At 74.8% G+C, this 23,296-nt stretch carries 21 protein-coding genes and 1 pseudogene; 8 read left to right on the top strand and 14 right to left on the bottom strand.

The genetic code is table 11. The annotated features are described in order from the left end of the window. The first annotated feature begins 25 nt into the window (after positions 1–25). Entirely contained in the window at positions 26–559 is a 534-nt protein-coding gene (locus IEY96_RS13690; protein WP_189195175.1) for an NUDIX hydrolase, read from the top strand. A 12-nt stretch (positions 560–571) separates the two neighbouring features. Here the strand turns inward: IEY96_RS13690 and trpA are convergent, their stop codons facing one another. Genes trpA through trpC form a run of 3 tightly spaced genes read right to left on the bottom strand, consistent with a single transcriptional unit; the run spans position 572 to position 3,458 of the window. Beyond that, the gene (trpA, locus tag IEY96_RS13685; protein WP_189195174.1) at positions 572–1,375 is read right to left on the bottom strand and encodes a tryptophan synthase subunit alpha; all 804 of its coding nucleotides are present in this window, start codon (positions 1,373–1,375) and stop codon (positions 572–574) included. Positions 1,376–1,379: 4 nt separating this feature from the next. Continuing rightward, a complete protein-coding gene (gene trpB, locus IEY96_RS13680) occupies positions 1,380–2,612 on the bottom strand; it encodes a tryptophan synthase subunit beta (protein ID WP_189195173.1) in 1,233 nt (410 codons plus the stop codon). A 42-nt stretch (positions 2,613–2,654) separates the two neighbouring features. Beyond that, positions 2,655–3,458, bottom strand: a complete 804-nt coding sequence (gene trpC / locus IEY96_RS13675; protein WP_189195294.1) for an indole-3-glycerol phosphate synthase TrpC — start codon at positions 3,456–3,458, stop codon at positions 2,655–2,657. Between the two features lie 489 nt (positions 3,459–3,947). On the opposite strand from trpC, the gene IEY96_RS13670 reads away from it, so the two are divergent. Then, on the top strand, positions 3,948–4,232 hold the full coding sequence (locus IEY96_RS13670; protein WP_091322413.1) for a hypothetical protein: 285 nt from the start codon (positions 3,948–3,950) through the stop codon (positions 4,230–4,232). Positions 4,233–4,284: 52 nt separating this feature from the next. Here IEY96_RS13670 and IEY96_RS13665 read toward each other — a convergent pair whose 3' ends face one another. The 6 genes and pseudogenes from IEY96_RS13665 to IEY96_RS13645 all read right to left on the bottom strand — a co-directional run bounded on the left by IEY96_RS13665 (position 4,285) and on the right by IEY96_RS13645 (position 9,281). Then, a complete protein-coding gene (locus IEY96_RS13665) occupies positions 4,285–4,839 on the bottom strand; it encodes a Trp biosynthesis-associated membrane protein (protein WP_189195172.1) in 555 nt (184 codons plus the stop codon). Beyond that, positions 4,836–6,389, bottom strand: a complete 1,554-nt coding sequence (locus IEY96_RS13660) for an anthranilate synthase component I (RefSeq protein WP_189195171.1) — start codon at positions 6,387–6,389, stop codon at positions 4,836–4,838. Before IEY96_RS13660 ends, IEY96_RS13665 begins: the two co-directional genes overlap by 4 nt. Next, positions 6,386–6,820: a phosphoribosyl-AMP cyclohydrolase gene (gene hisI / locus IEY96_RS32630; protein ID WP_229791595.1), complete on the bottom strand. Its 435-nt coding sequence runs from the start codon at positions 6,818–6,820 to the stop codon at positions 6,386–6,388. Before hisI ends, IEY96_RS13660 begins: the two co-directional genes overlap by 4 nt. Positions 6,821–7,006: 186 nt before the next feature. Then, positions 7,007–7,675 (bottom strand): annotated as a pseudogene (locus tag IEY96_RS32625) (phosphoribosyl-AMP cyclohydrolase); the annotation flags it as partial. Between the two features lie 215 nt (positions 7,676–7,890). Further along, a complete protein-coding gene (locus IEY96_RS13650; RefSeq protein ID WP_189195170.1) occupies positions 7,891–8,895 on the bottom strand; it encodes an aldo/keto reductase in 1,005 nt (334 codons plus the stop codon). Then, positions 8,892–9,281: a MerR family transcriptional regulator gene (locus tag IEY96_RS13645; protein WP_189195169.1), complete on the bottom strand. Its 390-nt coding sequence runs from the start codon at positions 9,279–9,281 to the stop codon at positions 8,892–8,894. The genes IEY96_RS13650 and IEY96_RS13645 overlap by 4 nt, the downstream gene beginning before the upstream one ends. Before the next feature lie 104 nt (positions 9,282–9,385). On the opposite strand from IEY96_RS13645, the gene IEY96_RS13640 reads away from it, so the two are divergent. Genes IEY96_RS13640 through IEY96_RS13630 form a run of 3 tightly spaced genes read left to right on the top strand, consistent with a single transcriptional unit; the run spans position 9,386 to position 11,462 of the window. Further along, complete coding sequence (locus tag IEY96_RS13640) at positions 9,386–10,111, top strand: ABC transporter ATP-binding protein (RefSeq protein ID WP_189195168.1); 726 nt, start codon at positions 9,386–9,388, stop codon at positions 10,109–10,111. Next, the gene (locus tag IEY96_RS13635) at positions 10,108–10,863 is read left to right on the top strand and encodes an ABC transporter permease (protein ID WP_189195167.1); all 756 of its coding nucleotides are present in this window, start codon (positions 10,108–10,110) and stop codon (positions 10,861–10,863) included. Before IEY96_RS13640 ends, IEY96_RS13635 begins: the two co-directional genes overlap by 4 nt. Next, positions 10,863–11,462: a TetR/AcrR family transcriptional regulator gene (locus tag IEY96_RS13630; RefSeq protein WP_189195166.1), complete on the top strand. Its 600-nt coding sequence runs from the start codon at positions 10,863–10,865 to the stop codon at positions 11,460–11,462. Before IEY96_RS13635 ends, IEY96_RS13630 begins: the two co-directional genes overlap by 1 nt. Before the next feature lie 21 nt (positions 11,463–11,483). Here IEY96_RS13630 and IEY96_RS13625 read toward each other — a convergent pair whose 3' ends face one another. Next, positions 11,484–13,271 (bottom strand): ABC transporter ATP-binding protein, encoded by a 1,788-nt coding sequence (locus tag IEY96_RS13625; protein ID WP_189195165.1) that lies wholly within the window; start codon positions 13,269–13,271, stop codon positions 11,484–11,486. Then, on the bottom strand, positions 13,268–15,142 hold the full coding sequence (locus IEY96_RS13620) for an ABC transporter ATP-binding protein (protein ID WP_189195164.1): 1,875 nt from the start codon (positions 15,140–15,142) through the stop codon (positions 13,268–13,270). The genes IEY96_RS13625 and IEY96_RS13620 overlap by 4 nt, the downstream gene beginning before the upstream one ends. A gap of 217 nt (positions 15,143–15,359) precedes the next feature. Between IEY96_RS13620 and IEY96_RS13615 the strand changes: the two genes are divergently transcribed. The 3 genes from IEY96_RS13615 to IEY96_RS13605 all read left to right on the top strand — a co-directional run bounded on the left by IEY96_RS13615 (position 15,360) and on the right by IEY96_RS13605 (position 19,034). After that, a complete protein-coding gene (locus IEY96_RS13615) occupies positions 15,360–15,989 on the top strand; it encodes a TIGR03085 family metal-binding protein (RefSeq protein WP_189195163.1) in 630 nt (209 codons plus the stop codon). Positions 15,990–16,114: 125 nt separating this feature from the next. Continuing rightward, positions 16,115–17,065: a terpene synthase family protein gene (locus tag IEY96_RS13610; protein ID WP_189195162.1), complete on the top strand. Its 951-nt coding sequence runs from the start codon at positions 16,115–16,117 to the stop codon at positions 17,063–17,065. 142 nt (positions 17,066–17,207) lie between these two features. Next, entirely contained in the window at positions 17,208–19,034 is a 1,827-nt protein-coding gene (locus IEY96_RS13605) for an AMP-dependent synthetase/ligase (RefSeq protein WP_189195161.1), read from the top strand. A 72-nt stretch (positions 19,035–19,106) separates the two neighbouring features. Here the strand turns inward: IEY96_RS13605 and IEY96_RS13600 are convergent, their stop codons facing one another. From IEY96_RS13600 to yczR, 3 genes are all read right to left on the bottom strand, one after another. Then, on the bottom strand, positions 19,107–20,414 hold the full coding sequence (locus IEY96_RS13600) for a low temperature requirement protein A (RefSeq protein ID WP_229791581.1): 1,308 nt from the start codon (positions 20,412–20,414) through the stop codon (positions 19,107–19,109). Between the two features lie 66 nt (positions 20,415–20,480). Beyond that, a complete protein-coding gene (locus tag IEY96_RS13595; RefSeq protein ID WP_229791580.1) occupies positions 20,481–21,758 on the bottom strand; it encodes a low temperature requirement protein A in 1,278 nt (425 codons plus the stop codon). A 66-nt stretch (positions 21,759–21,824) separates the two neighbouring features. After that, positions 21,825–23,282: a MocR-like transcription factor YczR gene (yczR, locus tag IEY96_RS13590; protein WP_189195160.1), complete on the bottom strand. Its 1,458-nt coding sequence runs from the start codon at positions 23,280–23,282 to the stop codon at positions 21,825–21,827. Between the last annotated feature and the right edge of the window lie 14 nt (positions 23,283–23,296).

Raw genomic sequence — 23,296 nt, 5'->3', positions numbered from 1 at the left:
TTGCGCGGTCGTAGGCTCTTTGTCCATGAGCGCGCTCACCTGGGCGGTCGCCGCGGTCGTCACCGACCCGGCCGGCCGGGTGCTGCTCTGCCGGCAGTCCGGCGGCGGCCGGCGCTGGGCGTTGCCCGGCGGGCGGCTGCGCCGCGACGAGAGCCCGCCCGCCGCCGCGCGCCGGGAGATCCGCGCCGAGACCGGCTGGGAGGTCGACCTGGTCGACCTGGTCGGCCTCTACCGGCTCGGCGACACCGCCGCTCCCCCGCCCCCGGCCGGTCGCTGCGGCGCCCTGCCGGACGTGCTGGTGCACGTGTTCCGGGCCCAGGTACGCGCCGACGCGGCGGCCGACGCCACGGCGGGCGGCTGCCAGCTCGACTGGCACCCGGCGGACGCGCTGCCCGAGGCGCTCACCCCGACCACCCGCGCCGCCGTGGCCGACGCCCTCGCCGGCCGCTCGGGCGTGCTGCGCGAGACGACGCGGGTTGGCGGCGACGTCGAGCCGGCCGGTGCGGCGCCGCCGCCCGGCCAGCGCGCCGGGGGCGAGCTGGGCACCCCCCGGCGGTGAGCCCCGGCCGGTTCAGCGGGCGGGGTTGCGGACGCCTTCGGCGAGTTCGGCGCTGAGGGCGCGCAGGGCGGTGAGACCGGCGGCCCGGTCGGGGGCGTCGAGCACGCAGCGGACCAGCGCGCTGCCCACGATCACCGCGTCGGCGTAGCCGGCGACGGTGGCGGCCTGGGCGCCGGTGCCGACGCCCAGCCCGACGCCGACCGGCAGGTCGGTCACCTCGCGCAGCCGGGAGACCAGGACCGGGGCCGCCTCGGAGGTCTGGGCCCGGGCGCCGGTGACGCCCATGATCGCGGTGGCGTAGACGAAGCCGCGGCAGTGCCCGGCGGTCATCTTCAGCCGGGCGTCCGTGGAGGACGGGGAGACCAGGAACGTCCGGTCCAGCCCGTGCGCCTCGGACGCGGCCAGCCACTCGCCGGCCTCCTCGGGGATCAGGTCCGGCGTGATCAGGCCGGTGCCCCCGGCGGCGGCCAGGTCGCGGGCGAACGCGTCGACGCCGTACTGCTCGATCGGGTTCCAGTAGGTCATGGTGACCACCGGCGCCCCGGTGGCGGCGACCGCCTCGATGATGCGCAGCGTGTCCGCGGTGCGTACGCCGCCGGCCAGGGCGATGTCGCTGGCCTTCTGGATGACCGGGCCGTCCATCACCGGGTCGGAGTAGGGGATCTCCACCTCGATGACGTCCACGCCGGCCTCGACCATGGCGGTCATCGCGGCGATGCTGTCCTCGACGGTCGGGAAGCCCGCCGGCATGCAGCCCACCAGCACCGCCCGCCCGTCGGCCCGGGCCTTGTCGAAGGCGACCCCGATCCGGCTCACGCTCTCACTCCTTGTCGAGGATGCCGAAGTATCCGCCGGCCGTGTGCACGTCCTTGTCGCCCCGGCCGGAGAGGTTGACCACGATGACCGGTTCCCGGCCCAGCTCGGCGGCGAGCTGCGGGGCGATCCGGCGGGCGCCCGCGAGCGCGTGCGAGCTCTCGATCGCCGGGATGATGCCCTCGGTGCGGCAGAGCAGCTCGAAGGCGGCCATCGCCTCGTCGTCGTCGACGGGCTGGTAGGTGGCCCGGCCGCTGTCGTGCAGCCAGGCGTGCTCCGGCCCGACGCCCGGGTAGTCCAGGCCGGCCGAGATCGAGTGCGACTCGACCGTCTGGCCGTCCTCGTTCTGCAGCACGTACGTCCGCGTGCCGTGCAGCACGCCCGCCGAGCCGCCGGTGATGCTGGCCGCGTGCCGGCCGGTCGCCACGCCCTCACCGCCGGCCTCGAAGCCGTAGAGCCGCACGCCGGCGTCGGGCACGAAGGCGTGGAAGATGCCCAGCGCGTTGGAGCCGCCGCCCACGCAGGCCGCGACGGCGTCCGGCAGCGCGCCGGTGAGGTCGAGGCACTGCTGGCGGGCCTCCACGCCGATGCCGCGCACGAAGTCCCGGACCATCTCGGGGAACGGGTGCGGGCCGGCGGCGGTGCCGATCAGGTAGTGGGTGGTGTCGACGTTGGCGACCCAGTCCCGCATGGCCTCGTTCATCGCGTCCTTGAGCGTCCGCGAGCCGGTGGTGACCGGGACGACGGTGGCGCCGAGCATCCGCATCCGGGCCACGTTGAGCGCCTGCCGCTCGGTGTCCACCTCGCCCATGTAGACCACGCACTCGAGGTCGAACAGGGCGGCGGCCGTGGCGGTGGCCACGCCGTGCTGGCCGGCGCCGGTCTCCGCGATCACCCGCTGCTTGCCCATCCGCTTCGTGAGCAGGGCCTGGCCGAGCACGTTGCGGACCTTGTGCGCGCCGGTGTGGTTGAGGTCCTCCCGCTTGAGCAGGACCCGGGCCCCGATCTCGGCGGAGAGCCGGCGGGCCTCGTAGAGCAGCGAGGGGGTGCCGGCGTAGTCGCGCAGCAGGGCGTCGAACTCGGCGAGGAAGGTCTCGTCGGTCATCGCCTTCCGGTACGCCGCGTCCAGCTCGTCGAGCGCGGCGACGAGGGCCTCGGGAACGAACCGGCCGCCGAACCGGCCGAAGTGACCGGCGGCGTCGGGGAGCCGGCCGGCCGGTGCCGCGGCGTCAGTGCTCATCGCGGGAGTCCTCTCGCTGCCTGTCGGGGAGCCGGCGCGGCGTCAGCGCACCGGGCGGGGCGTGGCCGGGTGGTTGCCGGCGTTGACCAGCTCGGCGACCGCCTCGCGGGGGCTCTTCTGGGTGACCAGGCCCTCGCCGACCAGGACCGCGTCGGCGCCGGCCGAGGCGTACCGGATCAGGTCGTGCGGGCCGCGCACGCCGGACTCGGCGATCTTGACGACGTTGCTCGGCAGGCCGGGCGCGATCCGCTCGAACACCGAGCGGTCGACCTCCAGGGTACGCAGGTCACGGGCGTTGACGCCGATCACCTGCGCGCCGGCCTCCATGGCCCGGTCGGCCTCCTCCTCGGTGTGCACCTCGACGAGCGCGCACATGCCCAGGGACTCGATGCGCTCCAGCAGCCCGACCAGGACGTTCTGCTCCAGCGCGGCGACGATCAGCAGCACCAGGTCGGCACCGTGCGCGCGGGCCTCGTGCACCTGGTAGCTGGAGACCACGAAGTCCTTGCGCAGCACCGGCACGTTCACGGCGGCGCGGACCGCGGCCAGGTCGTCCAGCGACCCGCCGAACCAGCGGCCCTCGGTGAGCACGCTGATCGCCCGGGCGCCGCCGGCCGCGTAGTCGCTGGCCAGGTCGGCCGGGTCGGCGATCTCGGCCAGCCGCCCCTTGGACGGCGACGAGCGCTTCACCTCGGCGATCACGGCCACGCCGGGCCGGCGCAGCGCCGCGTACGCGTCCAGCGGCGGCGGCGCGGCGGCGGCCAGCTCGCGGATCCGCTCCAGCGGAACCTGCTCCTGTCGCCGGGCCACGTCCTCGCGCACGCCGGCCAGGATCTCGTCGAGCACGCTTGCGGACGCCGCCGATCCGGCCTCGTCCCCCTCCGCGTGCGCATGCTCAGCAGTCACCAACGGACTCCCCTCTCCGGGTGTCATGGGCCGATGCTAGGGGGCGCCACCTGGCGCCAGGTGCCGGGGGTATGGCGCTCCTCACGAAATGGGCTGTGGCATGATGACCGACTTCGGGTGAACGGGGTGTCACGCAGCGCCACCGCGCCCATCGACCGGCGTCACCCGGGCGCGTCCCGCGCCCCCGGCCGCCACATCGACCGCCGCCCATGACCCATCTCACCATGGCGGCCCGCCTGCCGCACGACCGTGACGACCGTCGATGCTGTGAGCAAGCTCAAGGCCGAACGGCCCTGCCCAGGTCGGGCCGGGTGCCGCAGAGTTGACCTGCGTTTCACGGGGGCGAAACGCGAGCCCGGCAGCATCTTCCTCGGGCAGACTCGATGAGGCGGCTGCCTACCGTCGCCAACGATCTCGTGCGGGGTGACCATGAGCGCCAACGGTCCGAACCAGACTCTCGGATTCACCACCATCTCCCGGAACGTCGCGGCGCTAGCCGTCGGCGTCGTGCACACCCTCGAAGCCATGGCCGGCGACGGGCGGACGCGCACCGCCCGGGGCAACGCCTGGGAGGCGGTCTGCGCCGACCGGGCCCGGGCCGCGCAGCGCCGCGAACTGGACCGCCTGGTGGCCGAACTGGCCGCGGCCCGCGCCGCGGCCGGTGCCGCGGTCCGGGAGCGCCGCGACGCGCGCGACGCCCAGCCGGTGCGCTGACCGAGGGAGCGCCGCGACCACCGCGGACCCTCGCGGCGCCCAGCCGGTGCGGTCAGCGCACGGTCGGGTCCTCGCCCCGGTCGAGCGCCTCCCACGCGTCCCGGGTGCCGCGCTCGACCGCCGGCCGGTCCGCGCCGCCGGGCTCCGCCGGCCGCCGCTCGTAGCGGGCGCCCATCGCGGGCCAGCCACCGCCGCGCAGCGCGGTGAGCAGTCCGCCGGCCGCCAGGACCAGCCCACCCGCCAGCACCAGCGCCGGCCACTGCCGGCTCACGCCGGCCTCGGTCAGGCCGTAGGCGCCGCCGGCCGCCACGCCCAGCCCGAGCAGGGTCAGCAGGCCGCCCAGCAGCCGCCGCACCCGCCCCCGGGTGGCCAGCACCGCGCCGCCGCCGGCCAGCCCGACCAGGGCCAGCGCCGACACCCAGGGCAGCAGGTCCGCGCCGGTGCGGGCGTGCCGGGTGGGCGGCAGCGAGCCGCGGGCGGTCAGCTCGACCGACCAGGTCCGGGTCACAGCCCAGAACGCCAGGCCCGCGCCGGCCAGGCAGAGCAGCACGGCGTACGTCAGCTCGCGCCGGCCCCGGGCGGCGGGCGCGCCGGTCGACGCGCTCATCGGGCCGGCCGCAGCGTCTCGGCGGCGGCGATGGCGGCGAGCACCGCGGCGGCCTTGTTCCGGGTCTCCTGGTCCTCGGCGGCGGGATCGGAATCGGCCACCACCCCGGCCCCGGCCTGCACGTAGGCCCGGCCCTCGCGGATCAGCGCGGTGCGGATGGCGATCGCCATGTCCAGGTCGCCGCCGAAGCCGAAGTAGCCGACGGTGCCGCCGTAGAGGCCGCGCCGGACCGGCTCCAGCTCCTCGATGATCTCCATGGCCCGCACCTTCGGCGCGCCGGAGAGGGTGCCGGCCGGGAAGGTCGCGGCCAGCGCGTCGAAGGCGGTGCGGTCCGCCCGCAGCTCGCCGACGACCGTGGAGACGATGTGCATGACGTGGCTGTACCGCTCGATGGTGGCGAACTCCGGCACCTCCACCGTGCCCGGCCGGCAGACCCGGCCCAGGTCGTTGCGGCCCAGGTCGACCAGCATGACGTGCTCGGCGCGCTCCTTCGGGTCGGCGAGCAGTTCGGCGGCGAGCCGGGCGTCCGCCGCCGGGGAGCCGCCGCGCGGCCGGGTGCCGGCGATCGGGTGCAGCAGCGCGCGGCGCCGCCCGTCCGCCGTGGTGCTCACCTTGAGGTGCGCCTCGGGCGAGGAGCCGACGATGTCGAAGCCGTCGAAGCGCAGCAGGTACATGTACGGGCTGGGGTTGGTGGTGCGCAGCACCCGGTAGACGTCGAGCGGGTCGGCGTGCGTGGGGCGCTCGAAGCGCTGGCTGAGCACGATCTGGAAGCACTCGCCGGCCCGGATCGCCTCCTTGGCCGCCTCCACGGCCTTCGGGTAGCCGCCCTCCGGCGTCCGGCTGAGCACCTCGCCCACGCCGGGCCGGGCGACCGTCGAGATCATGGGCGGAATCGGTCGGGACAGCGCGGTGGTCATCGCGTCCAGCCGACCCACCGCGTGGTGGTACGCGGCCGCGACCAGCGACTCCCGGTCGGGGGCGTCGAGCGGGGGCAGCACCGCGTTGGCGACCAGGATCGCCGAACCGTCGTAGTGGTCGAGGACCACGAGGTCGGTGGCGAGCATCATGCCCAGCTCGGGCACGTCGAGCTCGTCCTCGGTCAGCTCGGGCAGCCGCTCGAAGCGGCGGACCAGGTCGTAGCCGAGGTAGCCGACCATGCCGCCGGTGAGCGGCGGCATGCCGCTGGCCGGGTCCCAGGCCGGGCCGGCCAGCGCGGCGACGGTCTCCCGGAGCGCGGTCACCGGGTCGCCGGCGGTCGGCACCCCGGCGGGCGGCTCGCCGGCCCAGACCGCCGCGCCGTCCCGCTCGGTGAGCGTGGCGCTGCTGCGCACCCCGATGAAGGAGTAGCGGGACCAGGCCATCCCGGCCGAGCCGACGCCCTGCTCGGCGGATTCCAGCAGGAACGTGCCGGGGCCTCCGGCGAGCTTGCGGTAGACGCCCACCGGGGTCTCCGCGTCGGCGAGCAGCCGGCGGGTGACCGGCACGACCCGCCAGCGGGCCGCCAGGCCGGCGAAGGTGCCCTGGTCCGGGCTGACCGTGCCGTCGGTCATGAGGTGGCCTCCGGGGAGCTGACCGGCAGCTCGGTGAAGAAGCAGGTGCGGTGCCCGGTGTGGCAGGCCGCGCCGACCTGGTCGACGCTGACCAGCAGCGCGTCGCCGTCGCAGTCCAGGGCGACCGAACGGACGTACTGGTGGTGGCCGGAGGTGGCGCCCTTGACCCAGTACTCCTGGCGGCTGCGCGACCAGTAGGTGGCCCGGCCGGTGGTGAGGGTGCGGTGCAGCGCCTCGTCGTCCATCCAGGCGACCATCAGCACCTCGCCCGAGTCGTGCGCGCGGACCACGGCGGCCACCAGGCCGTCGGGGGTGCGGCGCAGCCGGGCCGCGATGGCCGGGTCGAGCCGGGAGGGGCGGGCCGGGCCGGGGGCCGCGGCGCCGCCGGAGCTGGTGGGAACGCCGGTCACCGGCGCGTCAGAGGCGGGCACGGTTGACCATTCTCCCGCACGGGGCACCGGCACCGCCGACGTGTCCCGGGGGGCGGACGCGCGGTGGTCCAGGGCGCGGGTCAGTTGGCCGAGGTAGCGGTCCAGCCGGCCGTCCACCAGGGCCTCGGCCAGGTCCGCGCCGCCGACCGCGGCGATCTCCCCGGCGTACGGGCGGACGAGCGGGACGATCCCGGTCACCAGCCGGCCGGCCGCGGCGGCCACCTCGGCGGTGTCGCCGGGGCGCAGGCCGAGGCAGCGCAGCATGTCCTCGCGGTAGCCGGGCGGGGCGACCGGCAGGTCCAGCGCGGCGGCCAGGGCGGCCCGGCGGGACACCACCCGGACGGACGGGTTGGCCAGCCGCAGCACCGACGGACAGAGCCGGGCCAGGTCGGCGGCGGCGAGCCGGACCCCCACCGGGTCGCCGGCCCATCGGGCGCCGGCCACCTTGCCCAGGGTGGCGATCAGCTCCTCGAGGCGGGGCTCGTCGGCGGGCTGGCAGAGCACCGGCAGGTCGATCCGGCGCCGCCACTCCGGCGCCGCCCAGAGCAGCCGGGCCGGCGCGGTGACCGGCAGCCCGAACGCCCAGTCGGCGGGCTGGCCGAGCCGGTGCACCCAGGAGCGGACGTCGCGGGAGGCCACCGAGACGTGCACCAGCCGGCCGTCGAACTCCGCCAGGTACGCCCGGCGGGCCGCGTACGGGGTGTCGGGGCGGGCCGGACCCGCCGCCCCGGTTCCCGGGGCGGCGGGCCGCTCGCCGGTGCCGCCGGGCCGCTCGTCGTCGGCGGCGAGCAGCACGTCCACGTCGACGTCGCTGTGCTCGGTGGCGGCCCGCCGGGCATGGCTGCCACGCAGCATGATCCCCACGACGGGACGGTCGGCGGCCTGCCGGAGGCGGGCGGCCCAGTCGTCGAGGAATCCCGGCAACTCCAGCTCGGCGCGTCTGTCGCCGCGCAGCGACCTGGAGCCGCCGCCGGTCTCGGGCAACGGAGCGGGAACCACCGCGCCATGGTGCCGGACGTCCGATCTTCGGCGCAATGACCGATGCCGGACGCCGTGTCCGATGCGAGGAACTAGTGACCGACCGTTCGCATTCCTGCCGGGGTATACCTTTCCCCGGCGACCGCGCCGGCGGGCACCGCTCCGCGCAGCCGGTCCTGCTGCTCCGGAGTGAGCCTGAGGTCGGCCGCGGCCGCGTTCTCCTCCAGGTAGCGGACCCGCTTGGTGCCGGGGATCGGCAGGATGTCCTCGCCCTGGGCGAGCAGCCAGGCCAGCGCGGCCTGGGCCGGTGTGCAGCCGATCTCGGCGGCCACCTCACGGACCGCCTCGGCCAGCCGCACGTTGGCGTCGAGGTTGCCGTCGGCGAAGCGCGGCACGGTCCGCCGCCAGTCGTCGTCGGCGAGCTGCTCGCGGCTGGTGATCGCCCCGGTGAGCAGCCCGCGGCCGACCGGCGAGTACGCCACGAGGGACACTCCCAGCTCCCGGCAGGTGGCCAGCATCTCGTCCTCGACGTCCCGCGTGAACAGGGAGTACTCCATCTGGACCGCCGAGACGGGGTGCACCGCGTGGGCCGCCCGCAGGGTCGCCGGGCTGACCTCGGAGAGGCCGATGAGCCGCACCTTGCCGGCCTGGACGAGCTCGGCCAGCGCGCCGACGGTCTCCTCGATCGGGGTCCGCGGGTCGCGCCGGTGCAGGTAGTACAGGTCGATGGTGTCGATGCCGAGCCGGTCCAGCGAGGCGTCACAGGCCTGCCTGGCCCAGGCGGCGCTGCTGTCCACGAAGGCGCCCGGGCTGCCGGTGCCGCCGAAGCTGTCGCCGCTGGTCCGGTTGCCGAACTTGGTGGCCAGGAAGACCTCGTCCCGGCGGGCCCGGACCACCGGGCCGAGCAGCCGCTCGTTCGCCCCGAAGCCGTACATGTCGGCGGTGTCGAGGTGGTTGACCCCGAGGTCGAGGGCCCGGTGCAGGGTCCGCGTCGACTCGGCGTCGTCGGCGCCGCCGTAGGCGAAGCTCATGCCCATGCAGCCCAGCCCGATCGCCGAGACCTCCGGGCCGGTCGCCCCCACGCGTCGCTTGATCATGCCAGCTCCTCCTCGGCCCGCCGGTACGCGTCGATCTTGTGGTCGAGGACCTTGAGGTCCTCCTCCAGCTCGGCCATCCGGGCCAGCACCCGGCTCCGGTGCTCCTCGAACAGCGCCCGCCGGGCGCCGAGCGTGCGGTCCCCCTGCCGGGCCAGTTCGGCGTAGCGCCGCATGTCCCGGACCGGCATGCCGGTGCGGCGCAGCCGGGTGAGCAGGAACAGCCAGTTGACGTCGGACTCGGTGTAGCGCCGGCGGCCGCCGGAGTCCCGGCCGACCGGGGCGACCAGCCCCTCCTGCTCGTACCAGCGAAGTGTGTAGGTGGTCAGGCCGACCCGTTCCGCCGCCTCACCGACGGTGAGGCTCATCTCCTGCGTGCTGATGTCCACGCACCAAGGCTTCCAGTTCGAGGGCACTCGAAGTCAACCTTGTGCGCGGGCACACAACTCATCTAGCGTTGAGTTCAACACTTGATGAGTTTCGGGAGGCGGGCATGGACGACGCGGTGTCGGTCCGTGACCTGGTGGTCGACCGGGGCCGGCAGCGGGTGCTCCAGGGCATCTCCTGCGCGGTGCCCCGCGGCACGGTCACCGGGCTGCTCGGGCCGAGCGGCAGCGGCAAGACGACCCTGATGCGGGCGATCGTCGGGGTGCAGACGGTCGGCTCGGGCACCGTCACGGTGCTGGGCCGGCCCGCCGGGGCGGCGGAGCTGCGCCGGCGCGTCGGCTACCTGACCCAGGCGCCCAGCGTCTACGCCGACCTCACGGTCCGGGAGAACGCGCGCTACTTCGCGGTGCTCCACGGGCGGGGTCGGGCCGAGGCCGACCGGGCGGTCGCCGACGTCGGGCTGGCGCGGGCCGCCGACCAACTGGTCGGCACCCTCTCCGGCGGGCAGCGCAGCCGTGCCTCGCTGGCCTGCGCGCTGGTCGGCGACCCGGAACTGGTCATCCTCGACGAGCCGACGGTCGGCCAGGACCCGGTGCTCCGCGCCGACCTGTGGGACCGGTTCCACGCCATGGCCGCCGCCGGCACCACCCTGCTGGTCTCCAGCCACGTGATGGACGAGGCGGCCCGCTGCGACCGGCTGCTGCTCATCCGGGACGGCCGGCTCATCGCCGACGACACCCCGGACGCGGTCCGCGCCACCACCGGCGTGGACGACCTGGAGGAGGCGTTCCTCCGGCTGATCAGGGCGAGCGAGCAGGAGGCCGACAAGTGAATTTCCGCATCCTCGCCGCCACCACCGGGCGGATCCTGCGCCAGCTCCGGCACGACCGGCGCACCGTGGCGATGCTGGTGGTCGTGCCCACCGTTCTGCTCACGCTGGTCTACTTCATGTACGTCGACCAGCCCACCGTGCCCGGCCGGCCGAGCGTCTTCGACCGGGTCGCACTGATCATGCTGGGCTTCTTCCCGTTCATCATCATGTTCCTGGTGACCAGCATCGCCATGCTGCGCGAGCGCACCACCGGCACCCTGGAGCGGCTGCTCACCACCCCGCTCGGCAAGATCGACCTGCTCTTCGGCTACGGCATCGCGTTCGGGCTGGCCGGGGTGCTCCAGTCGACACTCGCCTCGCTGGTGGCCTACCAGGTGTTCGGGTTGGACACGGCCGGCAGCCAGTGGCTGGTGGTGATGATCGCCGGCCTCAACGCGGTGCTGGCGGTGGCGCTCGGCCTGCTCTGCTCGGCGTTCGCCCGCACCGAGTTCCAGGCCGTGCAGTTCCTGCCGGTGGTGGCCCTGCCGCAACTGCTGCTCTGCGGGCTCTTCGTGCCGCGCGGCGAGATGGCCGGCTGGCTCCAGGCGATCAGCGACGTGCTGCCCCTGTCGTACGCCGTCGAGGCGCTCCAGGAGGTGGGCGCGCACGCCGACTCCACCGGGACGATGTGGCGGGACGTGGCGATCGTCGCCGGGGCGACGGTGGCGGCCCTGGTGCTGGCCGCCGCGACGCTGCGGCGGCGCAGCGGGTGATGGCGCGGCGCACCGGCCGGCGGCCCGGCAATCCGGACACCCGGGAGGCCATCCTCACGGCGGCCCGGGCGGCGTTCGCCGACCGTGGTTTCGACGCCGCCTCGATCCGGGCGATCGCCACCGCCGCCGGGGTGGACCCGGCGCTGGTGCACCACTACTTCGGCACCAAGGAGGACCTGTTCCGGGCCACCGTGGCGATTCCCGTCGATCCGGCCGAGCTGGTGCCGCGGGTGCTGGCCGGTGGCCGGGACGAGGTCGGCGAGCGGCTGGTCCGCACCTTCCTGGCCGTCTGGGACTCCCCGGTCGGGACCGCCGCGGTGGCCCTGCTCCGCTCGGCGATGAGCAACCAGTGGACCGCCCGCCTGCTGCGGGAGTTCCTGGTCACCCAGGTGCTGCGGCGGGTCGTCGAGCAGCTCGACCTCGACCCGGCCGAGGTGCCGCTGCGGGGCGCGCTGGTGGCCACCCAGATCGCCGGCCTGGCCATGATGCGGTACGTGATCCGCCTCGAACCGGTCGCCTCCGCGTCCCCGGACACGCTGGCCGCCACGATCGGCCCCACGATCCAGCGCTACCTGACCGGGCCGCTCGACGCCGCCTGACCCGGCCGGCCGCGCGCCGGGCTACCGGGTCTGCTCCAGCCAGGAGGCGAAGAGCAGGGCGTAGACCGACTCCGGGTCCCGCAGCAGCTCGTCGTGCGGGCCGCGCTGCACGATCCGCCCCCGGTCCACCACGATCACCTCGTCGGCGGCCTGGGCGGTGGAGAGCCGGTGGGCGATGGCCAGCGTGGTCCGGCCCCGGGTGACCGCGTCCAGGGTGCGCTGGAGGCGTACCTCGGTGGCCGGGTCGACCGCGCTTGTCGCCTCGTCCAGCACCAGCAGGTCGGGGTCGGCCACGTACGCCCGGGCCAGCGCGACGAGCTGCCGCTCGCCGACGCTGAGCGCCTCGCCGCGCTCGCCCACCGGGGTGTCCAGCCCGGCCGGCAGCCCGTCCAGCCAGTCGGCCAGGCCCAGCTCGGAGAAGGCGGCGGTGAGCTGCGCGTCGGTCAGCTCCGGGCGGGCGAAGCGGACGTTCTCCCCGACCGTGGCGTCGAAGAGGAAGCCGTCCTGCGGCACCATCACCACCCGGGAGCGCAGCGACTCGAAGCGCACCTCGCGCAGCGAGACGCCGGAGAGCAGCACCTCGCCCTCGGTGGGGTCCATGAGCCGGGTGAGCAGCTTGGCGAAGGTGGTCTTGCCGCTGCCGGTCTCGCCGACCACGGCCACCCGGCTCTTCGCCGGGATCTCCACCGTCACGTCGTGCAGCACCGGCGGCCCGCCCGGGTAGGCGAAGGTCACCCCGGCGAAGCGGATGTCCAGTGGGCCGGGCGGCAGCTCCCGGCCCTGCTCCCCCGGGTCGGCCACGTCCGGCGCGACGTCCAGCACGTCGAGCACGCGGCGCCAGCCGGCGATCGCGTTCTGCGCCTCGTTGAGCACCTCGGTGGCGATCTGCACCGGCTGGATGAAGAGCGTCACCAGGAACAGGAAGGCGGTGAGCTGGCCGATGGACAGGGTGCGGTCGACGCCGAGGTTGACCCCGACCACGACCACGCCCGCGAGGGCCAGGCCGGCCGCCAGCTCGCCGACGGAGCTGCCCAGGATGCTGATCCGGATGGCCTTCTGCTGGGCCTGCCGCTGCCCCTCGATGGCCGCGTCCAGCCGCCGGGCGGTGCGCCCGGCGATCCCGTACGCCCGGATCACCGGGGCGCCCACCACGCTCTCGCCGATGGTGCCGAGCAGCGTGCCCATCCGCTGCCGGACCAGCCCGTAGGCGCCGGCGAGCCGGCGCTGGAGCAGCCGGATGACCAGCACCGCGGGCGTGAACGCCACGAGCACCACGAGGGTCAACTGCCAGGAGTACGCGAGCATCACGGCCGTGGTCACCACGAGCTGGCCCAGGTTGACGATGAGGATCACGCCGCCCCACTGGAGGAACTGGGTGATCTGGTCGACGTCGCTGGTGACCCGGGAGACCAGCGAGCCGCGCCGCTCGGACTGCTGGTGCAGCATGGACAGGTCGTGCACGTGCCGGAACGCCCGGGTGCGCACCCCGGCCAGCGCGGTCTCGCTGACCGTGAACAGCCGGCGCATCATCAGGTAGCCGCAGGTGGTGGTGACCACCAGCACGGCGGCGGTGACCACCACGGTCAGCGTGACGACGTCCAGGTCGAGGCCGCCGACGATGCCGTGGTCGATGCCGCGCTGCACGGCCACCGGCACGGCGACCCGGCCGATCATGTAGATCAGGGCCAGCGCCACGGTGCCGGCCAGCCCGGTCTTCAGTTCCGGGGAGAGCGCCAGCCCACGCCGCAGCGTCCGCCAGGTCGACTCGGTCGCCTCGGCCGGCCGTTCGGCCTCAACAGTCGCGCTCACCGGTCAACCTCGACTTCCAGGCCGGAGGTCAGCGGGGTGACCTCGTCGTACGTGCGGGTCTGTTCGCGTTCCTGCTCGGCCTGCTCGTAGGCGGTGACCAGGTCGGCGTAGCCGGGGACGGTGGCGAGCAGGTCGGTGTGCGTGCCCCGAGCCACCACCCGGCCGTGCTCGACGTAGATCACCTCGTCGGCGAGCGCGATGGTGGCCCGCCGGTAGGCGACCACCAGGATCGAGGCGGGGGCCCCGCCGTCAGCCGGGGCGCGCAGCCCGGCCAGGATGGCCGCCTCCACCCGCGGGTCGACGGCGCTGGTGGCGTCGTCGAGCACCAGCAGCCGGGGCCGGCCGGCGAGCGCCCGGGCCAGGGTGAGCCGCTGCCGCTGCCCGCCGGAGAGCGAGGTGCCCCGCTCGCCGACCATGGTGTCCAGCCCCTCGGGCAGCGCGGCCACGAAGCCGTCCGCCTCGGCCAGCCGCAGCGCCGCCCAGACCTCCTCGTCGCCGATGCCGGGGCGGTCCAGGGTGATGTTGGCCCGCACGGTGTCGTCGAAGACGAACGGCACCTGGGCGACCAGGGCCACGGTCGAGGCCAGCGAGGCGGCCGTCAGCTCCCGCACGTCGACCCCGTCCAGGGTGATCGTCCCGGTACGCGGGTCGACCAGCCGCACGGCCAGCGAGGCGATGGTGGACTTGCCGGCGCCGGTCGGCCCGACCAGGGCGACCGTCTTCCCGGCCGGCACGGTGAAGGTGACCTCGCCGAGCACCTCGGCGCCGGGCAGGTGCGCCTCGGCCGGCTCGTACCCGAAGTGCACGTCGTGAAAGGCGAGGGCGGCCGGCGTCGGCGTGGCCGGGTCGAGCGTCACGTCGCCGTACGGCATCTCGCCGGTGGCGTCGAGGACCCGGCGGACCCGGTCCCAGCCGGCGACGCTGCGCGGCAGCTCGGCCAGCACCCAGCCGATGGCCCGGACCGGGAAGGCCAGCACGGTGAAGAGGAAGGCCACGCTGACCAGCTCGGTCACGGTGATCGCGCCCTGCCGGAGCCGGATCGCGCCGACCACCAGCACGGCGAGCGTGCCGAGGCTGGGCAGCGTCTCCAGCATCGGGTCGAAGACGCCACGCAGCTTGCCCACGGAGATCAGCGCGTCGCGCAGGTCGCCGGCCCGGGCGGCGAACCGGGCGGTCTCCTGGGCCTCCCGGCCCATCGTCTTGACCACCAGGGCGCCGTCGAAGCTCTCGTGCGCGATGCTGCTGACCTCGGCGCGCAGCCGCTGGGCACGGGCCTGGCGGGGCGCCATCCGGCGGGAGTAGACCACGTTGAGCGCGAACAGCGCCGGGAAGACGGCGAGGCCGACCAGCGCGAGGGCCCAGTCGGTGAGGAAGAGCGAGACCACGGCGCCGACCAGCATCACCAGGGTGCCGACGGCGAAGGGCAGCGGCGCGATCGGGTACCAGGCGGCCTCCACGTCCGAGTTGGCGTTGGAGAGCAGCGTGCCGGTGGCGTTGCGGTGGTGCCAGGCCAGCGGCAGGTCGAGGTACCGGCGGGTGACCCGGCGACGGTAGGCGGCCTGGAGCCGGTACTGCATGTAGCCCGCGCCGAGCCGGCGGCCGAAGATGCCGACCACCCGCAGCACGCTGATCCCGAACAGCGCGGCCGCGGCGAGCGCCAGGGCGCCGTCGGTCACCGAGCCGCGGGCGACCGCCGGGACCACCACCTTGCCGACCACCGCGCCGACCACGTACGCGCTGGCGATCACCATGAGGCCGAAGAGCACGCTGCCGGTCACCGCCACCGCGAAGATGCGCGGCTGCTCCCGGATGGCGCGGCCGAGCACCTGTAGCCCTCTGCCGACGACGTCCCTGCTTGTCCCGCTCGCCACGCTCTCCCCCGCCGTAAGCCGCAGTTTTCCCTCCTCATCCTTACCGCTCGACCCCGACTCCGCCGACCGGCCCCGATATGTCCACCGTCACTCCTTCCCCCTCGGCCCCGCCCACCAGGGCGGACGCCCCGCGACCGGCCACCCGCCGGCGCAGGGACGCCGACGTCCGGCCGCGCCGGACGCGCCGACAGGGCCCCGCCGGGCCTACGATCGGGCCATGCCGCGGTACGCCCGGGCGGAGCGCGAGGCGCTCGCCGACCTGATGCTGGAGCTGGGACCGGACGCGCCGACGGTCAACGAGGGGTGGACCACCCGCGACCTGGCGGCGCACCTGCTGGTGCGGGAGCGCCGGCCGGACGCCGCCGGTGGCATCCTGCTGCCGCCGCTGCGCGGGCACGGCGAGGCGGTCCGCCGGCGGGTGGCCGCCGGGCCGTACGCGGACCTGGTGGCCCGGGTCCGCCGCCCGCCGCTGTGGAGCCCGGTGAGCAACCCGCTCACCGACGAACTCGTCAACGGCCTGGAGTTCTTCATCCACCACGAGGACGTGCGCCGGGCCCGGGCGGGCTGGCTCCCCCGGGACCTGCCGGCCCGGCAGCAGGCAACGCTCTGGAAGCGGGCCGCCGTGCTGGCCCGGGTGGCGTTGCGGCGCTTCCCGGCCGACCTGCTGATCCAGGCCCCCGGCTACGGCGAGCGCACCGTCGGCCGCGGCGGCGAACGGCTGCGCGTGGTGGGCGCCCCGGGCGAACTGGTGCTGTTCATCTCCGGCCGGCAGCGGGTGGCCCGGGTCCAGGTGGACGGCCCGACCGAGCCGGCGGAGCGGTTGCGGGCGGCCAGCCTCGGCTTCTGACCCAGTGTGCCGAACCGGTCACCGAGGCCGGTGGAACAGCTTCGGCCCAGCGACGAAAGCCGATCCGCGCTGCCGTACGCTCCTGTCCCGCCGCCCCACCCCGAGGCGGCGGACAGGGGAGACGGATGCGAGGCTTCGCGCTCTCGGCTCTGCACGTACCCCCCTTCCCGGCGCGCCGGCACGCCGCCGTCGACCTGGTCGCCGGACAGAGCGCCGGGTGGGTACGCGACCTGGGCCTGATCGACACCCCCGACGGGTTGCGCCGGTTGGGCGGCGCCCACGCGGCGGAGCTGGCCGGGCGGGCCTGCCCGGACGCGTCGGTCGACGGCCTGCGGCTGCTCGCCGACCTGATCAGCTGGCTGTTCGTCATGGACGACGCCTGCGACGAGGACGGCCTGGGGGCCAGCCCGACCCGGCTCGCGCCGACCGTGGCGGACCTGCTGGAGGTGCTCGACCGGCACGGTGACCCGGCCGCGCCGGTCCCGGCCGACGCCGGCCCGCTCGCCGTGGCGCTGGACGACCTGTGCCGGCGGGTCCGCGACCGGAAGCGGCCGGGCCTGCTGCTGAGCCTGGTCAGCCAGTTGCGGGAGTACCTGCTGGCGCTGCTCTGGGAGGCGGCCAACCGCGAGCACCGCCGGGTGCCCGGGGTGGCCGAGTACGTGCAGATGCGCCGGCACACCGGGGGCGTCCGGCCCAGCTTCACGCTGACCGACCTGGCGCACCCGGAGCGGTCCGACCCCGGCCGGCGGGCGGATCCGGCGCTGGCCGACCTGGACGCGCTCGCCACCGACCTGGTCTGCTGGTGCAACGACCTCTTCTCCTACGACAAGGAGCGGGCGACCGGCCCGGACGCGCACAACCTGGTCACCACGATCGCCGGTGAGACCGGGCAGGGCGAGGAGGCGGCGCTGCGCGCGGCGGCCACCCGGTTCAACGAGGGTCTGGCCGCGTACGCCGAGCGGGACGCGGCGCTGGCCGCCACGGGCGACGACGGGGTGCGGGCCTTCCTCGCCACCCGGCGGAACTGGATCCGGGCCACCTACGACTGGTCCCGCGCCGCCACCCGGTACGCCTGAGCCGGGCGTTCCACCTCCCGGGACGGCGGTCGCCCCAGGCCAGGAGGGCTAGCCGCTGCCCGGGTCGAGGCAATACTCTTCGGTAACCGCAGATTGGCGTGACCCCCGTCACGTCCCTCCACCCTTGAAGGCGGCTACAGCGATGGCTCTCGATGTACCGTACCGTTCCGTACCCGACATGTTCCTCAAGCGTGTGGCGGACTCCCCCGACCGCCACGCGTTCGCCCATCCCGCCCCGGACGACTCGGGACCGGTCTGGCTGACGTGGGAGCAGGTCGGGCAGCGCGCCAAGGCGATCGCCGCCGGTTTGCACGGGCTCGGCGTCGGCCTGGAGGACCCGGTGGCGATCCTGGCGAACACCCGACTGGAGTGGGTGCTCGCCGACTTCGGGATCATGTGCGCCGGCGGGGCCACCACCACCGTCTACCCGACCACCGAGCCGGAGGACGCGACGTACATCATCGCCGACTCCGGGTCGAAGGTGCTCTTCGCCGAGAACCCGGCCCAGGCGGCGAAGATCGCCGGCACGGCGGTGCCGGCGCTCACCCACGTGGTGCTCTTCGACGGCGCGCCCGACCCGGCCGCCACCGTCCCGCAGCTCACCCTGGCCGAACTGGAGGAGCGGGGGGCCCGGGCGCTGGAGAACGAGCCCGACCTCATCGACATGCTGGTCGCCGGGATCGGCCCGGACCACCTGGCCACCCTGATCTACACCTCCGGCACCACCGGCCGGCCCAAGGGCGTCGAGCTGCTGCACGGCGGCTGGTGCTGGGAGGGCGTGGCGCAGGCCGAGCTGGGCCTGCTGCACGTCGACGACCTGCAGTACCTCTGGCTTCCGCTGTCCCACTCGTTCGGCAAGACGCTGCTCTGCGGCGCCACCCACGTCGGCCTGCCCACCTACGTCGACGGCCGGGTGGACAAGCTGGTCGACCTGCTCGGGGTGATCCGGCCGACGCTCATGTGCGGCGCCCCCCGGGTCTTCGAGAAGGTCTACAACAAGGCGGTCACCACGGCCCAGGGCGCCGGCGGCGCGAAGGCGAAGATCTTCGCCTGGGGCGTCGCGGTGGGCAAGCAGAAGGTCGCGCTGGAGCAGGCCGGCAAGCCGGTGCCGGCCGGCCTGAAGCTGAAGTACGCGGTGGCCGAGAAGCTGGTGTTCAGCAAGCTCCAGGCCCGGCTCGGCGGCCGGATGCGGGTGCTGGTCTCCGGCGCGGCGCCGCTGAGCAAGGAGATCGGCACCTTCTTCGCCGCGGCCAACCTGCCCATCTCCGAGGGGTACGGGCTCACCGAGACCAGCGCGGGCGCGTTCGTGAACCCGCCCGGCGGGTTGAAGATCGGCAGCGTGGGCCGGGCCATGGGCGACCTGGAGTGCCGGATCGACAGCGACGGCGAGATCCTGGTCCGGGGCAAGCCGGTCATGCGCGGCTACCACAACCTGCCGGAGGAGACCGCCGCCGCGTTCACCGAGGACGGCTTCTTCCGCACCGGGGACATCGGGACCCTCGACGACGACGGCTACCTGTGCATCACCGACCGGAAGAAGGACCTGGTCAAGACGTCCGGCGGCAAGTACATCGCGCCGTCGCACATCGAGGGCATGTTCAAGGCCGTGTGCCCGTACACCTCCCAGGCGGTGGTGATCGGGCAGGCGCGCAACTACTGCACCATGCTGGTCACGCTCGACCCGGACGCGATCAAGGCGTGGGCCGCCGGCACGCCGCTGGAGGGCCGCGACTACACGGCGATCGTCACCTCGCCCGAGGCGCAGGCCATGGTCGAGGGCTACGTTGCCGAGCTGAACGGCAAGCTGAACCGCTGGGAGACGATCAAGAAGGTGACCATCCTCCCCCGGGACCTCACCATCGAGGACGGCGAGGTCACCCCGTCGCTGAAGATCAAGCGCCGGAGCGTGGAGACCAACTTCGCCGACGAGATCGACAAGATGTACGCGGGCACCCTCGCCGAGCTGTAGCGAGCCCGCACCGCCCGGCGGCCGTGCCCCTCCGTCCCGGAGCACGGCCGCCGCCGCGCTTCCCGGGCGCGCTCAAAGGTGCCCCTGGCGCCAGTGGCTCTGGTCCGCCTCGGCGGCGAGCTGTTCCTCCAGCGCGAGCTGCCGGACCTGGCGCCGCCGGCCGTCCTCGCTGAACGTCTCGGCGATCACCCCGATGGTGGTGACCAACGCCAGGAGGCCCAGCGCGGCCAGCTCCGGGATCGGGGCGGCGAACGGGGCGACGGCGGCGAGCACCACGACCGTGATCAGCAGCGGCCAGTGCACCTCCCGCAGCGCCACCAGCGCGCAGCCGGCGAGGCTGAGCAGGTAGAGACCCACCCCGCCGTAGAGGATGGCGGCCCAGAAGCCGCCCAGCGGCTCGCCCCAGCTGGGGGTTGCCGGGCTGGCCGACTCGGCGAGCAGGTCCTTGAGGCCGAGGGCGAAGAGGATGATTCCGGCGATCAGGGGCAGGTGCAGGAACGTGTAGACGTCCCGGGCGAGCCGGAGCCGGGCAGCCGGGTCGCGGGCGTGGTGCAGCGCCTGCTCCAGCGCGTACGCCAGGGTGTCGAAGTACGCCCACCAGAGCATCGCCGCAACCAGGACGCCGAGCAGCGCGGCGATCGCCACCGGGCGGGTGAGCGGCAGCCCGGTCTTCGGGCCGAGCCCGAGCGCGATGATCGACTCGCCGAGCGCGATCAGCACCATCAGGGCGTGCCGTTCCGCCCAGTGGCCGGCGGAGACCACCACCCACCACCGCCGCGCCAGGGTCACCCCGCCGACGTACTCGACCAGCAGCGCCACGGTCCAGAGCGCCAGCTGCAGCGCGACGGCGAACGACCGGTCGTCGAGCCGCTGGGGCAGCGTGCCGCCGACCACCAGCAGCGCGGTGGCCACGGTCGGCAGCGCGGCGCGCAGCAGCAGCCGCCTGCGCCGGACCGGGTCCGCCCGGTCCACCCAGGCGAAGACCGCGAACTGGGCCATCCGGATGAAGAAGTAGCAGCCCGCGAAGACCAGCGGCCCGTTGAGCCCGCCGGGCTGGTCGACGAACGCGCCGGGCACGCTGAGCACCAGCAGGAAGGTCGCGGCGACCGTGAGGAAGCCGACCAGCGGCAGCAGGCCCTGGTCGGCGCGCACCGCGTTGCCGAGCCGGGCGAAGCCGGTCCACGACCACCAGAGCAGCGCCAGCACCAGCAGGCAGCGGTAGAGGTTGGCCGGGGAGAGCAGGGTGGCGGTCAGCGTGGTGACGTTGATGAACGCGAAGACGAAGACCAGGTCGTAGAAGAGCTCCAGCCGGGTGGTCCGCGATCCGGGCGCGCCGGGCCGCACGACGCGGGACCACCGGGCACCACCGCCGTTCCCCACCTGGGCAGTGTCCGGGGCGCGCGCGGGCCGCCGGTGCCGATCCGACGATCCGTACCGGAACGAGGGCTAGCGGCCGGGCGCGGGACCGGCGCCGTGCTCGGTGAGGAACTCGTCGCGCAGCGCGCGGCGGGCCTCGCCGAACAGCACCACCTCGGCCCCCACCATGCCGGCGCAGACCACGGCGAGCAGCCCCAGCGCGGCCAGCGCCGGCAGGTGGTCGGCCACGGGCAGGAGCAGCGCCAGCAGCACCGTGGTGGCGACCCGTGGCCAGTTGACCGAGCGCATGTTGCGCAGCCGGAAGCCCACGTGCCCGAGCAGGTAGACGATCACGCCGCCGTAGAGGGCGAGCAGGCCCAGCCCGTGCAGCGGGTCGGTGAGCCGGTGGTGGGTGTCGTCCCCCACGTACGCCAGGACCTTCTTGAAGCCGAGGGCGAGCAGGATGATCCCGGCGACCATCGGCAGGTGCAGGTAGGTGTAGGAGTCCCGGCCCAGCGCGGCCCGCTCGGCACCCTGCGCCCGCGCCAGCACCCGCTCGGCGGCGATCGACACCACGTCGAAGTACGCCCACCACAGCGCCGCCGCCACCGTGACGCCGAGGAACGAGGCCACGATGATCGGCCAGGAGATCGGCAGCGCGGTGATGCCGACGCCGATGGCGACGAGCGACTCCCCCAGCGCCACGATGATGATGAGGCCGTGCCGCTCCGTCCAGTGCGCGGCCGAGAAGATCTGCCAGCCCGCCGCGCCGATGGCCATGATGCCGCCGTAGTCGACGGCGAGGGCGAGCACCCAGAGCAGGGTACGCAGCGCGACGACCCGCCCCGGGTCGTCGGTGAGGTACGGGGGCAGCAGCGCGGCGGTGAAGAGCAGCACCGCCCCGCCCAGCATCGGCAGGGCCGCCCGCACGAGCTGCCGGCGCAGCCCGTCGTCGCCGCGGGCGGCGTGCCAGTAGATCGCCAGGTGCAGCACCCGGACGACCAGGTAGCAGGCGGCGAAGACGACCGGGCCGGAGAGCCCGCCGGACAGGTCGACGAAGGCCTCGGGGATGGTCGCGGCGACCACGAACATGGTGGCGATCACCGCGAAGAGGGCCACCCGGACCACGCCCTCGTCAGCCCGGACGGTGTTGCCGAGCCAGGCGTAGCAGCACCAGCACCACCAGAGCAGGGCCAGCAGCAGCAGGCCCCGACCCATGCCGGGCCAGGTCAGGTCGGTCGCCATCAGCGCGGTCACCTGGGTGAGCGCGTAGACGAAGACCAGGTCGAAGAAGAGTTCCAGCGGGGTGACCGAGGCGCCCTCGGTCATCACCCGCATCCGTGGCCCGCGCCGCGTCCGGTCCTTCACGGCGGACAGTCTGGCAGCCGGGCGGCCGGGGCGCTGTCCCCGGGGACGTCCGGCGCCTCGGGCGGGTCAGGCGATGACGGAGGGCTCCCGCCACTGCGGGCGGCCGGTCCGGTCCAGGTCGTAGCGGACCGCGGCGAGCCGGCCGACGGCCTCCACCAGGTCCGCGGTGGGCAGGGTGAAGGGCAACCGGAGGAACCGCTCCAGGGTGCCGTCCAGGCCGAACCGGGGTCCGGGCGCCAGGCGTACGCCGACCTCCTCGGCGGCCCGGGCCAGCGCGCTGGAGATCGGGCCGTCCAGCTCCACCCAGAGCGTCACCCCGCCGCGCGGCACGGTGACCCGCCAGTCGGGCAGCCGGTCGGCCATCGCCGCCACGAGGGCGTCCCGCTGTGCGGCGAGCTGGACCCGCCGGGCGGCCACGATGCTCGGCCCCTGGGCCAGCAGGTGCACCGCGACGAGCTGGTCGAGCACCGGGCTGGCCATGTCCACGCCGACCCGGGCGGCGGCCAGCCGCTGCACCTGCGGGGCGGACGCCCGGACCCAGCCGATCCGCAGGCCACCCCAGTACGGCTTGCTCATCCCGCCGATGCTGATCACCCGGGAGTGCCGGTCGAAGGTGGCCACCGGCGGCGCCAGCGGGGTGCCGTCCAGCGGCAGGTCCACGAACGACTCGTCCACCACGAGGTCCGTGCCGGCGGCGTGCGCCGCGCCGACCAGCCGCTCACGCAGGTCGGTCGCCATCAGGTGGCCGGTCGGGTTGTGGAACTCGGGGATCACGTACGCCAGCTTGGGCCGGGTCTGCCGGATGCTGCCCAGCAGCAGGTCGGCGTCCCAGCCGTCCCCGTCGGCGGCGAGCCCGTGGGTGGTGATCCGGGCCCGCCGGGCCGACAGCGCGGCGAGGGCGTTCGGGTACGTCGGGGACTCCACCAGCACCCCGCCGCCGGGCGACAGGGCCAGCCGCAGCACCAGGTCCAGCGCGTGCTGGGTGCCGCTGGTGACCATGATCTGTTCCGGGCTGGTCGGCAGCCCCCGGTCGGTGTACGCGCGGGCCACCGCCTCGCGCAGCTCGATGATGCCGGTCGGGTGATAGCCGGCACCGCCGAGGTAGCGGGGCAGGTCCTCGGCGGCGGCCCGGGCCGCCGGCACGAGCTGCGCCGGGGCGGAGAGCGCGGCCACCCCCAGGTCGATCATGTCCCGGTCGTCGAGCGGGGTCCAGAGCCCGGTGCTGGCCACCCGGTGCGTGCCGGGGAGCATGGTCCAGCTCCCGGCGCCCCGCCGGCTGGCCAGGTGGCCGGTCTCCCGCAGCTCCCGGTAGGCCGCGGTGACCGTGGTGCGGCTGATCCGCAGCGCCTCGGCCAGGTCGCGCTCGGCCGGCAGGCGTACCCCGAGGGGGAGCCGGCCGTCGGCGAGCAGCCCCCGGACCGCGGCGGCGAGCGCGGCGTAGTCCGGGCTGCGCCGGCGGCCCGGCAGGGCATGCCACTGCCCGAGGAGCCGAGCCAATTGGACGCCACGCACCTGACTCGTCATGGCCACCCCTCCGG

It is taken from the genome of Micromonospora fulviviridis (genome assembly GCF_014648395.1).
In the GTDB taxonomy this organism is placed as follows: domain Bacteria; phylum Actinomycetota; class Actinomycetes; order Mycobacteriales; family Micromonosporaceae; genus Micromonospora; species Micromonospora fulviviridis.
This window is presented reverse-complemented; position numbering and strand designations above follow the sequence as displayed.

Excerpts from the sequence above, each read along its gene's own strand:
- IEY96_RS13690 (WP_189195175.1), top strand. The coding sequence starts at position 26 with ATGAGCGCGCTCACCTGGGCGGTCGCCGCGGTCGTCACCGACCCGGCC.
- trpB (WP_189195173.1), bottom strand. The coding sequence starts at position 2,612 with ATGAGCACTGACGCCGCGGCACCGGCCGGCCGGCTCCCCGACGCCGCC.
- IEY96_RS13670 (WP_091322413.1), top strand. The coding sequence starts at position 3,948 with ATGAGCGCCAACGGTCCGAACCAGACTCTCGGATTCACCACCATCTCC.
- IEY96_RS13665 (WP_189195172.1), bottom strand. The coding sequence starts at position 4,839 with ATGAGCGCGTCGACCGGCGCGCCCGCCGCCCGGGGCCGGCGCGAGCTG.
- IEY96_RS13660 (WP_189195171.1), bottom strand. The coding sequence starts at position 6,389 with ATGACCGACGGCACGGTCAGCCCGGACCAGGGCACCTTCGCCGGCCTG.
- IEY96_RS13650 (WP_189195170.1), bottom strand. The coding sequence starts at position 8,895 with ATGATCAAGCGACGCGTGGGGGCGACCGGCCCGGAGGTCTCGGCGATC.
- IEY96_RS13640 (WP_189195168.1), top strand. The coding sequence starts at position 9,386 with ATGGACGACGCGGTGTCGGTCCGTGACCTGGTGGTCGACCGGGGCCGG.
- IEY96_RS13630 (WP_189195166.1), top strand. The coding sequence starts at position 10,863 with ATGGCGCGGCGCACCGGCCGGCGGCCCGGCAATCCGGACACCCGGGAG.
- IEY96_RS13615 (WP_189195163.1), top strand. The coding sequence starts at position 15,360 with ATGCCGCGGTACGCCCGGGCGGAGCGCGAGGCGCTCGCCGACCTGATG.
- IEY96_RS13610 (WP_189195162.1), top strand. The coding sequence starts at position 16,115 with ATGCGAGGCTTCGCGCTCTCGGCTCTGCACGTACCCCCCTTCCCGGCG.
- IEY96_RS13605 (WP_189195161.1), top strand. The coding sequence starts at position 17,208 with ATGGCTCTCGATGTACCGTACCGTTCCGTACCCGACATGTTCCTCAAG.
- yczR (WP_189195160.1), bottom strand. The coding sequence starts at position 23,282 with ATGACGAGTCAGGTGCGTGGCGTCCAATTGGCTCGGCTCCTCGGGCAG.